13 protein-coding genes are annotated in these 13962 nt (G+C 53.2%); 12 read left to right on the plus strand and 1 reads right to left on the minus strand.

The window, feature by feature from the left end; all coding sequences use genetic code 11:
* The first annotated feature begins 61 nt into the window (after positions 1-61).
* A complete protein-coding gene (locus tag NST08_RS11740) occupies positions 62-466 on the plus strand; it encodes a FixH family protein (RefSeq protein ID WP_007129972.1) in 405 nt (134 codons plus the stop codon).
* A 108-nt stretch (positions 467-574) separates the two neighbouring features.
* On the opposite strand, the gene NST08_RS11745 is transcribed toward NST08_RS11740, so the two are convergent.
* Positions 575-1111: a cupin domain-containing protein gene (locus tag NST08_RS11745; RefSeq protein ID WP_007129973.1), complete on the minus strand. Its 537-nt coding sequence runs from the start codon at positions 1109-1111 to the stop codon at positions 575-577.
* 168 nt (positions 1112-1279) lie between these two features.
* Between NST08_RS11745 and metH the strand changes: the two genes are divergently transcribed.
* From metH to NST08_RS11800, 11 genes are all read left to right on the plus strand, one after another.
* Complete coding sequence (gene metH, locus NST08_RS11750; protein WP_007129974.1) at positions 1280-4720, plus strand: methionine synthase; 3441 nt, start codon at positions 1280-1282, stop codon at positions 4718-4720.
* Between the two features lie 87 nt (positions 4721-4807).
* Positions 4808-5737: a ribonuclease Z gene (gene rnz / locus NST08_RS11755; protein WP_007129975.1), complete on the plus strand. Its 930-nt coding sequence runs from the start codon at positions 4808-4810 to the stop codon at positions 5735-5737.
* A 413-nt stretch (positions 5738-6150) separates the two neighbouring features.
* Positions 6151-6939, plus strand: coding sequence for a TIGR01457 family HAD-type hydrolase (locus NST08_RS11760; RefSeq protein WP_007129976.1), 789 nt, complete (start codon positions 6151-6153; stop codon positions 6937-6939).
* A gap of 53 nt (positions 6940-6992) precedes the next feature.
* Entirely contained in the window at positions 6993-7811 is an 819-nt protein-coding gene (mutM, locus tag NST08_RS11765; protein ID WP_007129977.1) for a DNA-formamidopyrimidine glycosylase, read from the plus strand.
* On the plus strand, positions 7801-8649 hold the full coding sequence (locus tag NST08_RS11770; protein ID WP_007129978.1) for a deoxyribonuclease IV: 849 nt from the start codon (positions 7801-7803) through the stop codon (positions 8647-8649). Before mutM ends, NST08_RS11770 begins: the two co-directional genes overlap by 11 nt.
* A gap of 18 nt (positions 8650-8667) precedes the next feature.
* A complete protein-coding gene (locus tag NST08_RS11775) occupies positions 8668-9009 on the plus strand; it encodes a cyclic-phosphate processing receiver domain-containing protein (protein ID WP_007129979.1) in 342 nt (113 codons plus the stop codon).
* The gene (locus NST08_RS11780) at positions 9006-9353 is read left to right on the plus strand and encodes a thioredoxin family protein (protein WP_007129980.1); all 348 of its coding nucleotides are present in this window, start codon (positions 9006-9008) and stop codon (positions 9351-9353) included. Before NST08_RS11775 ends, NST08_RS11780 begins: the two co-directional genes overlap by 4 nt.
* Positions 9350-10123 (plus strand): ABC transporter ATP-binding protein, encoded by a 774-nt coding sequence (locus NST08_RS11785; RefSeq protein WP_007129981.1) that lies wholly within the window; start codon positions 9350-9352, stop codon positions 10121-10123. The genes NST08_RS11780 and NST08_RS11785 overlap by 4 nt, the downstream gene beginning before the upstream one ends.
* A 5-nt stretch (positions 10124-10128) precedes the next feature.
* The gene (locus tag NST08_RS11790) at positions 10129-11193 is read left to right on the plus strand and encodes an SAM-dependent methyltransferase (RefSeq protein WP_007129982.1); all 1065 of its coding nucleotides are present in this window, start codon (positions 10129-10131) and stop codon (positions 11191-11193) included.
* A gap of 155 nt (positions 11194-11348) precedes the next feature.
* Positions 11349-12812 carry a serine/threonine protein kinase gene (locus NST08_RS11795; RefSeq protein WP_341341778.1) on the plus strand — a complete coding sequence of 488 codons (1464 nt, stop codon included), beginning with the start codon at positions 11349-11351 and terminating at the stop codon, positions 12810-12812.
* Positions 12813-12839: 27 nt separating this feature from the next.
* Positions 12840-13931 (plus strand): SAF domain-containing protein, encoded by a 1092-nt coding sequence (locus tag NST08_RS11800; protein WP_007129984.1) that lies wholly within the window; start codon positions 12840-12842, stop codon positions 13929-13931.
* The last annotated feature ends 31 nt before the right edge of the window (positions 13932-13962 follow it).

Genomic DNA, 13962 nt, shown 5'->3' on the forward strand with positions numbered 1-13962 from the left:
GTAAGATCCGGACCATGGCGTGCAGCATACATAGGCACGATATTGTAAAGAGGTGTAGTGCATGACAAGAAGAAAGATAGCATTGATCGCGGCGATGGTATTGATGGCAGTCGCCCTTGCAGCATGTAACGAAAGTAAGGCCGATATTGATGAAGACACGCTCGCCGAGCCGATTATCGTCGATCTGACGATAAACCCGGAAACGGTTGCAGCAGGGGAGAAGGTTTTTATTGAGGCGAAGGTCACGCAGGCCGGTCAGCCTGTGGAAGACGCGGATTCGGTTGAGATCGAAGTCACCCAGGAAGGCGGAGGCTTGTCGGCAACGGTGCCGATCGAGCATGACCAGGGAGGAATATACAAGCTGGAGAAAACCTTCGACCAGCCTGGGACCTACCGCATCATATCTCATGTAACCGCGAGAGGACAGCATTCCATGCCGCTTAAGGAGCTAACGGTAACGGAATAAACGATCGGAACATTTCAAAAAGGCAGCACCGGTACGCCGTTTTCGGGTCCGTGGGCTGCCTTTTCGTATGGAAGCATTAAAAAGCGTTCATCCATCAAGCGCTGTCGATTATTGGAATTGCGGATCCGCCACCGGTGTAGCAATCCAGCCATTCTCTTCAATAAAGAGACGTACGGCCACAATTTGCTTGTTGTCCATCAGCGTGAAGAAGTGAGGCGTATTTTCCGGAACGGAAATGACATCGCCCGGCTCAAGCTCCACATTGAAATAACCTACGTCCTCGGAGCCTTTGATAATGAAAATACCTTTACCGCCTACAATCGCCCGGATTTCATCCTCGGAGTGCGTGTGTACCTCTTCGAATTTTTGGAGCAGATCCTCAAGATTCGGAGTGGATTCGGAGAGCGTGATGATATCCCAAATTTTGTAGCCGCGTCTAGCAGCCAGGTCACGAATTTCAGGATCGAATGCGTCGAGAATACGCTGCTTATCCTCATCGCTTAGCTGAAATTTCTCTTGAAGATCAGCCGGGAACTTATCCATATTCCAATGCTCGTACAGCACTTCTTGTTTTTTCAGGAATTCACGAACATTTTCTTCCCCGCTAATGCGTTCGTTCGTATTACGAATCACGATTTCTGCCATAGGTCTAACCCTCTTTCTCCAGTTGGTTTAATATGTATTATAGACGCGTCACCGCGTTTTGTCATCTGTAAATCATGAATAATACGCGCTGTGGCGCATATTTCGCCTTTTCTATTGAAAAGGATTCTGATACACTAAGATTTAACGTTTTCCGGGGAGGTTTATGAGTTGAACAAGCCTAGCTTACAGGAAGTACTGAAAGAACGAATATTAATCCTTGACGGTGCCATGGGTACGATGATCCAGCGAGAGGACCTCACGGCTGACGATTTCGGCGGCGCCGAACTGGAAGGATGCAATGAAACACTCGTCATTTACCGGCCGGATGTCATCCAGAACATTCATGAGCAGTATCTGGCTGCAGGTGCCGATTTGATCGAAACCAATACCTTTGGCGCAACGTCGGTTGTGCTGGCGGAATACGATATACCTCAGCTTGCCCGGGAAATCAACTTGGAGGCTGCACGGCTGGCTCGGGCCGCTGCCGATAAATATTCGACGCCCGAGCAGCCGCGTTATGTTGTCGGGGCAATGGGACCTACGACAAAGACGCTGTCCGTAACGGGAGGCGTAACCTTCGCGGAGCTGATCGCAAGCTATGAAGAGCAAGCGATTGCGTTAATCGAGGGCAAGGTGGATGCCCTTCTCCTGGAAACATCGCAGGATACGCTTAATGTGAAGGCAGGCAGCATTGGAATTCGCCAAGCTTTTGAGAAGACGGGCATTACGCTGCCGATCATGATTTCCGGAACGATTGAGCCGATGGGCACCACGCTCGCCGGACAGAATATAGAAGCTTTCTATATATCACTTGAGCACTTAAATCCGATCTCGATCGGTTTGAACTGCGCGACAGGACCGGAGTTCATGCGGGACCATATCCGTTCCCTGTCCGAAATGTCCCGCAGCGCCATCAGCTGCTACCCTAATGCCGGTTTACCGGATGAGAATGGCCAGTATCACGAATCCCCTGAGTCGCTGGCACAAAAAATGGCCGCATTTGCGGAAAAGGGATGGCTGAACATCGCCGGAGGCTGCTGCGGGACGACGCCGGAGCATATCAGCGCGCTGAAGGATGCCATGAGCCGGTTTAACCCGCGCCCGCTGACGGGGACGCATCTGCCGGCGTTGTCGGGCATTGAGCCGGTGTACATTGAGCAGGACAACCGTCCTTATATGGTGGGCGAGCGCACCAACGTGCTGGGCTCCCGCAAATTCAAGCGCTTGATCGTGGAAGGGAAATACGAAGAGGCTTCCGAAATAGCAAGGGCGCAGGTTAAGAATGGTGCGCATATTATCGATATTTGCGTGCAGGATCCCGACCGCGAGGAAGCGGAGGATATGGTTAAATTTTTGGAACTGGTCGCCAAGAAGGTCAAGGTTCCACTCATGATCGATACGACGGATCCGGCGGTTATTGATATCGCGCTGCAATATTCCCAGGGTAAAGCGATTATTAACTCCATTAACCTTGAAGATGGTGAAGAAAAATTCGAAAAGGTCATTCCGCTGGTCCATAAATACGGAGCTGCGGTCGTTGTTGGAACGATCGATGAGAAGGGTCAAGCGATTACCCGCGAGGACAAGCTGAAGGTTGCGAAGCGTTCGTATGACCTGCTCGTTCATAAATACGGCGTTTCGCCGGAGGATATTATTTTCGATACGCTGGTATTTCCGGTAGGAACAGGGGATGAGCAGTACATCGGATCCGCGAAGGAGACCATTGAAGGGATTCGGCTTATTAAAGAAGCGATGCCGAAGGTCCATACGATTCTTGGAATCAGCAACGTCTCTTTTGGCTTGCCGGAGGCTGGACGCGAGGTGCTGAACTCGGTATATTTATATGAATGCACCAAGGCAGGTCTTGACTACGCGATTGTCAATACCGAGAAGCTTGAGCGTTATGCGTCGATACCCGAGGAAGAGCGGAAGCTTGCGGAGGATCTGATTTATCGCACCAACGATGAGACGCTGGCGGCATTTGTTGCGGCTTTCCGGGATAAAAAGGTGGAGAAGAAAGAGAAAGTCTCCAATCTAAGCCTGGAGGAGCGCCTTGCTTCCTATGTTGTTGAAGGCTCCAAGGAAGGTTTGATTCCCGATCTCAATGAAGCGCTGAAGAAATACGGACCGCTGGACATTATCAACGGCCCGTTGATGGCTGGAATGACCGAGGTTGGCCGCCTGTTTAACAATAATGAGCTGATCGTAGCCGAGGTGCTCCAAAGCGCTGAAGTTATGAAAGCATCGGTCGCCCATCTCGAGCCTTTTATGGAAAAAAATGAGACGTCGGTTAAAGGGAAGATCATGCTGGCGACGGTGAAGGGCGATGTCCATGACATCGGCAAAAACCTGGTCGAGATCATCCTCTCCAACAATGGTTATGAAATTGTGAATTTGGGTATAAAAGTACCACCGGAGCAAATTATCGAGGCATATCGGCGCGAAAAGCCCGATGCGATCGGGTTGTCCGGACTGCTTGTAAAGTCCGCTCAACAAATGGTCCTAACCGCGCAGGATTTGAAAAACGCTGGCATCGACGTGCCGATCATGGTAGGCGGAGCGGCGTTGACGCGAAAATTCACGAAAACGCGTATTCGTCCCGAATATGACGGCATGGTGCTGTATGCAAAGGACGCGATGGAAGGTCTGGATCTGGCAAACAAGCTGAGCGACCCGCAGCAGCGGGCCGAAATGGCCAAGGATATCGAGGCCGAGATGGAGGCGGATGCCGCTGCCCCGCAGGCCGTTAAGGTTATGCCGAAGCTTTCCCAAGGGCTTCGTTCCAAAATATCAACCGAGGCGCCGGTGTATATCCCGCCGGATATGGAGCGCCATGTGCTCCGCAATTATCCGATATCGCATATTTTGCCGTATATCAACATGCAGATGCTGTTAGGACATCACCTCGGTTTAAAAGGGTCTGTTGAGCAGCTGCTGAAGGCGAATGATCCAAAGGCCGTCTCGCTGAAGGAAACGGTTGACGGAATCCTGAATGAAGCGATCCGATCGGGGATCATTCAAGCGCATGCCATGTACCGCTTCTTCCCGGCACAGGGGAGAGGCAACGACATCATCATCTATGATCCGTCGGATCATTCAAAGATTCTGCATACGTTCACGTTCCCGAGGCAGCAGGTCGAGCCTTATCTATGCTTGGCGGATTTCTTGAAGCCTGTGGACAGCGGCATTATGGACTACGTGGGCTTTCTGGTGGTCACGGCGGGTCATGGTGTCGGCAAGCTGTCCAGCCAATGGAAGGACAAGGGAGATTATCTGCGTTCCCATGCGCTTCAAGCCGTCGCGCTGGAGACAGCCGAGGGGCTTGCCGAGCGGGTCCATCATATGATGCGGGACACGTGGGGCTTCCCGGATCCGGCGGACATGACCATGAAGCAGCGTCTTGGTGCGCGATATCAGGGAATCCGGGTATCGTTTGGGTATCCGGCTTGTCCGGATCTGGAAGATCAAGAGCCGTTGTTCCGCTTAATGCAGCCTGAGGATATCGGCGTGGCGCTGACGGAAGGATTCATGATGGAGCCGGAAGCGTCCGTATCCGCAATGGTATTCAGTCATCCTGAGGCCCATTATTTTAATGTAGATAAAGCTTAACTTGACTATACCGGTGCATCCGGTTCGAAATCCTCCGACCGTTTCGGAGGATTTCTCCGGTTTGCGACCGAAAGGGAGTAGAGAGGGATGGAACTGTATTTTTTGGGAACCAATGCCGGCGTTCCTTCACTCCAGCGCAATGTTACGTCCATTGCCCTGCGTCTCCTTGAGGAACGCAGAAGCTTATGGCTGTTTGATTGCGGGGAAGGAACGCAGCATCAAATATTGAAATCCCCTCTCAAGCTGTCCAAGCTTGAAAAGGTATTCATTACACATATGCATGGGGATCATGTCTTTGGATTGCCCGGATTGCTTTCAAGCCGAGGAGCACAGGGGGTAACCGCACCCCTGACGATCTACGGTCCTCCGGGAATCAAATCGTTCATCGAAACGTCGCTCTCGATCAGCCAATCCCGTGTGCCGTATACAATGGAAATCATCGAGCACACCGGCGGAATTATTTTTGAAGACAAGTACTTCCGCGTGGAGGCCGCAGGGCTTGATCACCGAGCGGACAGCTATGGCTACCGGGTCGTGGAGAAGGATCTGCCCGGAAGCCTCGATCCCAAACGGCTGGAGGCCTATGGTTTGAAGCCGGGTCCGCAATACGGGAAGCTGAAACGAGGCGAAAGCGTAGAGCTAGGGGACGGAAGATGGATTCATCCCGCGGATGTGCTGCTTGCACCCAAGAAGGGTAGAGTTGTGACGATTCTCGGAGATACGCGTCCTTGCCCTGGAGTAGAGGTGCTCGCGAAAGATGCGGACATCCTTGTCCATGAGGCGACCTTTATGGAGGATTTGGCCGAGTTGGCTCATGAGTACTACCATAGTACGGCCAAGCAAGCGGCAGAAGCAGCGGTGCGGGCCGGCGTGAAGTCGCTGTTTTTAACGCATTTCAGCTCAAGGTATAAAGACGTGGAGCATTTGCAGCCGCTGCTGCAAGAAGCGAAGGATGTATTTGAGAATACACGGCTCGCCGAGGATTTCGGCCTGTACCCGGTGCAGCGCAGCACCTAAGCAGGCATTTCCCCAGGAAATGAAGCATTATTTTCCGGGAAAGCGCAGAATATGACAAAGCGATTGCAGAAACGATCAAGCACGGACAGCCTTCGATTTCTTTCGACCGCCCTAGAAGCGGAAGCGAAAAAAACGAAGGCTGGTTTCGTCAAACCCTTGTCGTCTATACATCGTCCATGAGGACGGAAAGGACTCGAACGGAGGATTCCTTGCAACAGGCTGTCCCCTTCTTTACAATGGTACTAGGCTGTTTCAGGATAGCGCGAAGGACAGGACGGAATCCTGCGGGTTCGGCCCAGCTATACATAATCTCATTAAGATTCGAAGAAGCTGACCTTATACGAAATGCCAACGCTTTACGATATGAATCATTCATCGGATGAAAGACAGGAATAAAGAAGGTGCATACATCAATGGAACAACCGAAAGGGATTCTGATTGATTTGGATGGAACCCTATATCATGGAAAGATGCGAATCGAAGGGGCGGATCGACTGATCCTCCGTTTGAAGGAAAGAGGCATTCCGTACTTGTTCGTAACGAATAACTCGTCTAAAACCCCGGAGCAGGTAGCAGCCCATCTTCGGGATATGGGCATACCCGCTTTACCGGAGGAGGTCTGTACCTCATCGCTAGCGGCTGCGAAGCATATTGCGGAGGAGACGCCGGGGGCGAGAGTTGCGATGCTGGGTGAGGAAGGGCTTCGGCAAGCACTGCTCGAGCAGGGGCTTCACATCGTTGAGGAATCGCCGCAGTATGTCGTTCAAGGGATCGATCGTTCGTTTGATTATAACGCGCTTGCCCGGGCCGTTCGCTGGATTCAGGAAGGTGCCGCGTCGGTATTGACCAACCCGGATTTGCTCCTTCCATCCGACGCCGGGCTGATGCCGGGAGCGGGATCGCTTGGAGCGGCCGTGGAAGCGGCGTCCGGTGTGAAGCCGCTGGTCATCGGCAAGCCTTCATCGATTCTGATGAAATTCGCCGCGGATCGTCTCGGGGTTCAGACCGAGGATATTTACGTGGTTGGAGATAATATACGCACGGATATTGCCGCAGGCGTCCACGCCGGATGCAAAACGGTACTTGTGTTAACAGGAATTACGACGGATCAAAATATGCAGTCTCATATCGACGCCGCCGGTGTTTCGCCGGAATATATTTGCCGGGATTTAGATGAAGCGGCCCGGCTGCTGTGTCCGTAGGTAACCTTATTGAATTAGCTGATGATGCTGATGGACGAAAGGGAAGATGAATCATGCCTGAACTGCCGGAAATGGAAAATTACCGAAGATTATTGACTCAGACGATCGTTAATATTCCGATCACGAATGTCGTCGTGAACCGGGAGAAATCGCTCAATGTAACGATGGAGCAATTTACGGAGGCCCTCATGGGAAGCAGGGTTATTTTTGTGGAACGAAGAGGCAAGCATCTCGTGTTTCACCTCAATAATGGTGGCCGTCTGCTGCTGCATCTCATGCTGGGCGGCATGCTGTATTTAGGACGGAAGGATGAGGAGCGCCCATCGCGTTCTACACAGGTTGAGATCACTTTTGGAGACCAGATATTGTATTTCATCGGACTCCGCCTCGGCTATTTGCATTTTCTGACGGCAAGAGAGACCGATGAGGCGCTGAAGCATCTCGGGCCGGAGCTGATGGATCGCCGGATGAACAAAGCTCGCTTTGTCGAGCTGATCGGCAAGCGCCGGGGTGCGCTGAAGAGCACCATGGTCAATCAGCAGGTGATGGCTGGAATCGGCAATTGCTATGCGGACGAAATCGCCTTTGATGCCCGGATTCATCCGCTCTCGAAAATCCAAGACCTGTCTGCAGAGGCGCTGGAGCAGCTGTATGACAGTACGGTTAAGGTGATGACGGAAGCGACGGACGGAGGGGGCTACATGGAAATGCCGTTTCAAGCCGGCGACGCCTTGACCGGATCTTACAATGACAGGTGCAAGGTATATGACCGTGAAGGAGAGCCCTGCGTCCGTTGCGGGACACCGATTATAAAAACGGAGCATACCGGGCGGAAGGTATTCTTCTGTCCGAATTGCCAGCATGAAACCTAAGCTGCGGATCGGAAGCCATGTCAGTACCCGGGGCGGGTTTCTGGCCGCCGCCCAGCATGCCCTTTCCCTGGGATCGCTGTCGTATCAGTATTTTCCGAAAAATCCGCGCAGCCTGCACTTAAAAGCACCTGATTTTACGAATGCCGCTGCATGCGCAAAATTTTGCCGCGAGCAAAATTTGGTCTCGATCGCCCATACGCCGTACCCGACGAACATGGCGACGGGGTTCACGCGCGGTGAAGAGCATTACAGGCTGACGGTGGATTCTCTCAAGAACGACCTGGTAATCGCAGAAGCCTGCGGATCCCTTGGCATCGTCGTTCATTTCGGGCACCTCAAGAGCGATAATCCGCTGGCAGGGTATCAGAATATTATCCAATGCTTGAACGACGTGCTGGCGGATTGGAAGGGACAGACCAAGCTCCTAATTGAGAATCAGGCAGGCGATCATGGTCCAATGGGCATAACGCTGGAGGAGTGCGTGAAGATTAGGCAGCTTGCGAAATACCCTGAAAAAATAGGCTTTTGTCTCGATACCTGCCACTTGTTCGCCGCAGGGGGCTGGGATCCATCCAATACGGAGGAGCTGCTTGCCAGAGGACGCTCGCTGCAGTATTGGGAGCATCTGATTGCAGTGCACCTTAATGATTCAAAATACGGTGCCGGCTCCAGGAAAGACCGCCATGCCCGGATCGGTCAAGGGAAGATCGGTGCGGACGCGCTGAAACAGCTTGCGCTGGCGCCTGAAATTGCCGGCAAGGCACTTGTTCTGGAAAGCGAAAAAGGACCGGACGGTACGCATCGGGAAGATATCGCCACGGTATTGTCCTGGTCTTAAATCAAGGGAGAGTAGGCAATGAAGATCCATCTATATTTGGATGACTGGCGCCCCCATCCGAAAGGATTTGCTTTGGCGCGAAACGGGGAAGAATGTCTGATGATGCTCCGCGAATGTGAAGTGGACGTGCTGTCTCTGGATTATGAGCTGGGACACGATCAGATGAACGGTGGTGACGTGGTGGCGGCCATGATCGCTGAGAAGCTGCGCGCAAAAGAAATATACCTCCATACATCGAGTCCATACGGCCGCCGCAAAATGTACGAAATGCTCTATGAGCATATGCCGGAGGATGTCCGTGTCCATAATGGACCGATGCCGGAAGCGCTGATCCGCGAGATCGCCGAGGGAACGAGATGAAGGCAGTGACGGAGCGGGAATTGCTGGATCGGCTGGAGTGGCTCGAGAGGCTTGCCGGCAGAAAGATGGAAGGCGAGCCGGTCGTAGTCTTTCTGCACACGCCATTCTGCGGTACGTGCGCGGCAGCCCGCAAAATGCTCCATATCGTGGAGCATATTCTCCCGGACGTGGAGATTTTGGAGGCCGATGTCAACTTCCTTCCTGCGGTTGTAAACCGGTATCAGATTCGAAGCGTGCCTGCCTTGATGACGGCCGGCAGCACGCCGAATAAGGAGCCAGAAGTGCTGTACCGGATGGGATCGGTCGAGGATATTTTGAACTTTGTCAGGAGGGTGAAGCCATGATCAAGATGCAGTATGTATCTCTGGTTCGCGGAGAACGCCAAATCCTGCATGATGTTTCGTTGACGGTGCGGCCGGGAGAGCATTGGGTTATTCTGGGGAGGAACGGCTCCGGAAAAACGACGCTCCTCGAGCTGATGACCGGCTATCAGTTTCCCAGCAGCGGTAGGATTGAGGTGCTCGGGAATGTGTATGGTCAATGCGACGTCCGGGAGGTCCGCAAGGAAATCGGCTATATCAGCCAATCGTTAATGGAGAAGCTGACGCTGCATGATCCGGTATGGGAGGTTGTGTCCACAGGCGCCTATGCGTTCTTGCGGTTTTATCAGGAAATCCCGGCAGATGTCCGCGGTAAGGCTTACGCTCTGCTAGAGGAGATGGGCTTTGGACACCTGGCCGAACAGCCGCTTGGCACCTTATCTCAAGGGGAACGGAAAAAGGTGATGCTGGCACGTGCCTTAATGCATGACCCGAAGCTTTTAATTTTGGATGAGCCTTGTGCCGGCCTGGATCTGTACGAGCGCGAGCTAATGCTGGAGGAGATTGGCCGATTAGGAAAACGGGACGTTGCCGTCATTTACGTAACCCATCATATTGAGGAGATTGTCCCGCTATTCACCCATGTAGCGCTAATTAAGGAAGGACGGCTTGAAGGAGCCGGCCTGAAGGAAGACGTATTGAACAGCGAACTTATTAAACAAACTTATGATATCGACGCCCGGCTGGAATGGGAAAGCGGTCGTCCCTGGATCAAAGTTATTTCTGGAGGTTAATCCGATTGGACGAATGGAATGTGAATGATGAGCGGGAGCAGCAACAGGATTTCCACAGCAAGCTGGTATGCACGGCGAATCACGGTTTCGCCCCCTATGCCCAAGAGGAGCTGCGCCGGATGTTCGGCAGCTTGAAAAGCTCCGTGTTAATACCCGGCGAAGTATTTCTCGTTACATTGGCAAGATCCGTAGAAGAGGCGGTGAGGATGATTCAATCCCAGCCTCCAATATTTCTGAGGCATCTGTTTCCAGTGAATGTTGAGCTGCCTGCCGGTCAAGCGGAAGAAGCGCTTAACGAGGCGGAGCAGTATTTGCTGAATCGTGATGAGATTGGCAGGAGCCGGGTTGCGATCCAGATCCGTAAGAGTGAAAATAGCTCATGGACGGATAGTCCGGGGGCGTTACGCGATATGCTGCAAAGCCGATTGTCAGCGCTTGAGCTTGAATTTACCGTACAGGAGCCGGAGTGGATCATCTCAATCTTTGCCGATGAAGAAACCTGGTATTTGGGCGTATCGAAACCTGAGGACAATTTGTCCGACTGGAACGGAGGTGCTGTTCGCTTCCAACGCGAGGAGGGTCAGATCTCCAGAGCAAAGTTTAAGCTTCTCGAAGCCGAAAAGCAGTTCGGGATTCCTTTCCGCAGCTTCCGCCGAGCATTGGATATCGGTGCAGCCCCCGGCGGTTGGACCTCGTTTTTACTGGAGCAAGGCTTGGAGGTGACGGCTGTGGATCCGGCGCGCATGCACCCTTCCTTAGAGGGGAACCGGATGCTTCGGGTCATTCATAAAAATGCGGCGGACGTATCCTTTAAGGAGCAGGAGTTCGATCTGCTGGTCTGCGATATGAGCTGGAGTCCGAAGCAAATGGCCAGATTGGTGACAGGCCTGCTGTACAGTCTTCAGACTGGAGGGACGGCCGTCATTACCGTCAAGCTCCTGACCAAGAAGCCAATGGCGCTCATTAAGGAGATTATCGCGGTATTTGAGGAAGCCCGGATGCAGATTCAGGGTGCGAAGCAGCTGTTCCACAACCGGGATGAGATCACGCTCTATATGATTAAGTATTAAAAAAGTCTTTACAAATGAGATCAACCTGGTCTATAATGATTCCAAAATTAACCAAACAACCAAAGGGAAAGCATCCCGTTTCGTATCAATTATCGATACGACGGCGTGCCTTCCCTTTTTTTGTTGCCTATGCAGGGCGAAGGAGTGGACGAAGAATGACGCATGCTTCGAGATTGGTGCACGGCGAAGTGCTGGGCGGACGCTATGCGATTGATCGCGTTATCGGCCAAGGAGGCATGAGCTGTGTATATTTGGCGGAAGATTTGAAGCTCCCAGGAAAACGATGGGCGGTGAAGGAAAGCCAGTCCGAGCCGGCCATGCAGCGCACGGTCGAGGAGGAAGCTCGGCTGCTGGTCAAGCTCAACCATCCCCGCCTGCCGCGGATCGTCGATTTTTTTCGTACTGAAGACACCGGTTGCACCTATTTGGTGATGGATTATATTGACGGTGTAACCTTGGAGAAGTATTTCCGGGAGCGGCGGGCGGATGTCCCGCCCGAGTTTATCATGTCCCTTGCGGATCAGCTGCTGGAAGTCTTGGCTTATTTGCACAGCCATGAGCCGCAGGTCATATTCAGGGACTTAAAGCCATCGAACATTATGTTGACGAGAATGCTGGAGGTCCGATTGATTGACTTCGGGATCGCCCGTAGCTATAAGTCGGCCGGAAGCGAGGATACCGTTAAGCTCGGCACGGTCGGGTTTGCGGCACCGGAGCAGTATGGGGGGAGGCAAAGTGATGCGAGATCAGACTTATACGGTCTAGGCGCATTGCTGCTGTACCTTGCGACTGCAGGCCGATTCAGCGAATGGATCACCGGCGTGGAGCGGCATATTCGGGGAGACTTGCCGAGAGAAATGGTGCCGGTGATCCGAAAGCTGCTGCAGTATGCGCCCGAGCAGCGGTACCAGTCAACAGAAGAGGTTCGCAAAGCATTATTCCGCCAGCGAACGTTTGCGGCCGTTCAGGAGCCCAGCCCGGGGTCTGCAGCCGGAACGCTGGTTGCGGCGGTTCTAGGCGCGTCGCCGGGAGTTGGCACGACGCATACCTGCATCGCACTTGGACATTTCCTGGCAACGAAATACGGTAAAGTCGCAGTCGTAGAGATGAGTGTTAAAGCCAATGCCTTCAGCCGCATTCAGGACATTGCCGAAGGGGGGCAGGGAGGGACTAGCCGAACGTTTGAGCTGAACGGCATAGATTTCTGGCGACAAACCTCCAGGGGCGAAGTGATCCGAGTGCTCGGAGGGTGCTATGAGGCGGTCGTGCTGGACTTGGGAGCCTACCGAGATAGCGAGCGGCTGGAGGAATTTCTTCGCGCGGATTTGCCGATCGTAATCGGCTCGGGGGCGGAGTGGAGGCAGCATGACTTAGTGACCTTGGCCCGGATGCTGTCCAGACATCCTCAGCCGCATCGGATCTACGCGCTGCCGCTTGCAGGTGCGGATTCCGTTCAGCGGGTGAAGCGTGCGCTCGAAACGGAGAAGGTGGTCGGGCTTCCGCTACAGCTGGACCCTTTCGAAATGCTGGAGGATAGCGAGCGTACATACGCCGGAATTTGCCGGGATTTTATACCAACAACCGGGCGGAAACGCAAATTTCTCTTCCGCAAGAAATGACCGGATTATCGAGAAGGAGATGAAGCAATGCCGATAATTAGACGGCGCAGCCGTAAGCTGATCGTAGCCGGACTGGCGGGAGCGGCTGTAATGGGGGCGGTAGGTGGCGGCACCACGATGTATTTTATACAAGACCTGAAGGAGAAGCAGAGTATGGAGCGCTCCAAATACGAGCAGCGGATCACCGAGCTCGAACAGTCCCAGCTGCTGCATTTGAACACGATGAAGACGGCTTGGGTTCCATTGAAGGATATCCCGCCCGGACATCGGATCGAAGCGAAGGACCTAAAGGAGGTTCGCCTTCCAGCCGACGCTGCACCAGCGAATTTAGCGTCGCTTAAGGATGAGGTCGAAGGCAAGGGAGCCAAGATCGGCCTGCTGAAAGGAACACCCATTACCCGATCGATGCTGTTCGAAGAAGCGCCGACGCCGGACGATCTCAGACACCGCGAGATGAAAGCCGTGTACCTGCCGAGCAATTTAATCAAAGGGGACGTTGTTGATATCAGGGTCCAATTCCCGACGGGCCAGGATTACATTGTTTTATCCAAGAAGAAAATTGATAAGCTACAGACTCCTGCCTTCTGGACGACCTTGAGCGAGCAAGAGATTCTACTTCTATCGAGCGCGCTGGTGGATGCATACCTGCACCAGGCCACCATCTATGCGCTGACTTATGTCGAGCCTGAGCTGCAGGCGAAGGCAATTCCGACCTATCCACCGAATGAGGAGGTGGCGAAGCTGATCGCAAGCGACCCGAATATCGTCCAGAGGGCCGAGAAGCAGCTGGAGACAGCGGTGCGGAGATTACTAGAGGAGGATTTACGCGAAAGGAATACGGAACAGCAGGTTCAAATGAGCGAGATTCATGTTGTACCGGCTTTGGCCGGAACGGCGAGGAGTCCTGATTCCTGGAGCCCAGCAAGCAGCGGCGGGCAGACCACTAGCGACAGGAGCACTGGATCTTTTCCAGCCGGCGGGAGCGAGGAGGTGAATGAGCCTCGTGTCGAGAGGGACGTTGAGGCCGAGCAAATATTGGGAGGCTATGGATTGGAGACTTCCGCAACGACAGCGGCTGAAGGCACCCAAGATGATGAGCTGATATTTTCCGCTCCGTAATCTGGTGGAGTGAACGAGTAAATATGAAGGG

Source organism: Paenibacillus sp. FSL K6-1566 (genome assembly GCF_038050475.1).
Classification (GTDB): Bacteria; Bacillota; Bacilli; order Paenibacillales; family Paenibacillaceae; genus Paenibacillus_AQ; species Paenibacillus_AQ lactis.

What these genes read in the sequence shown, in the direction of transcription:
- NST08_RS11795 (WP_341341778.1), top strand. Translation starts at nt 11,349, where the DNA reads ATGACGCATGCTTCGAGATTGGTGCACGGCGAAGTGCTGGGCGGACGC.
- NST08_RS11785 (WP_007129981.1), top strand. Translation starts at nt 9,350, where the DNA reads ATGATCAAGATGCAGTATGTATCTCTGGTTCGCGGAGAACGCCAAATC.
- NST08_RS11800 (WP_007129984.1), top strand. Translation starts at nt 12,840, where the DNA reads ATGCCGATAATTAGACGGCGCAGCCGTAAGCTGATCGTAGCCGGACTG.
- NST08_RS11760 (WP_007129976.1), top strand. Translation starts at nt 6,151, where the DNA reads ATGGAACAACCGAAAGGGATTCTGATTGATTTGGATGGAACCCTATAT.
- NST08_RS11770 (WP_007129978.1), top strand. Translation starts at nt 7,801, where the DNA reads ATGAAACCTAAGCTGCGGATCGGAAGCCATGTCAGTACCCGGGGCGGG.
- NST08_RS11775 (WP_007129979.1), top strand. Translation starts at nt 8,668, where the DNA reads ATGAAGATCCATCTATATTTGGATGACTGGCGCCCCCATCCGAAAGGA.
- NST08_RS11780 (WP_007129980.1), top strand. Translation starts at nt 9,006, where the DNA reads ATGAAGGCAGTGACGGAGCGGGAATTGCTGGATCGGCTGGAGTGGCTC.
- rnz (WP_007129975.1), top strand. Translation starts at nt 4,808, where the DNA reads ATGGAACTGTATTTTTTGGGAACCAATGCCGGCGTTCCTTCACTCCAG.
- NST08_RS11745 (WP_007129973.1), bottom strand. Translation starts at nt 1,111, where the DNA reads ATGGCAGAAATCGTGATTCGTAATACGAACGAACGCATTAGCGGGGAA.
- NST08_RS11740 (WP_007129972.1), top strand. Translation starts at nt 62, where the DNA reads ATGACAAGAAGAAAGATAGCATTGATCGCGGCGATGGTATTGATGGCA.
- mutM (WP_007129977.1), top strand. Translation starts at nt 6,993, where the DNA reads ATGCCTGAACTGCCGGAAATGGAAAATTACCGAAGATTATTGACTCAG.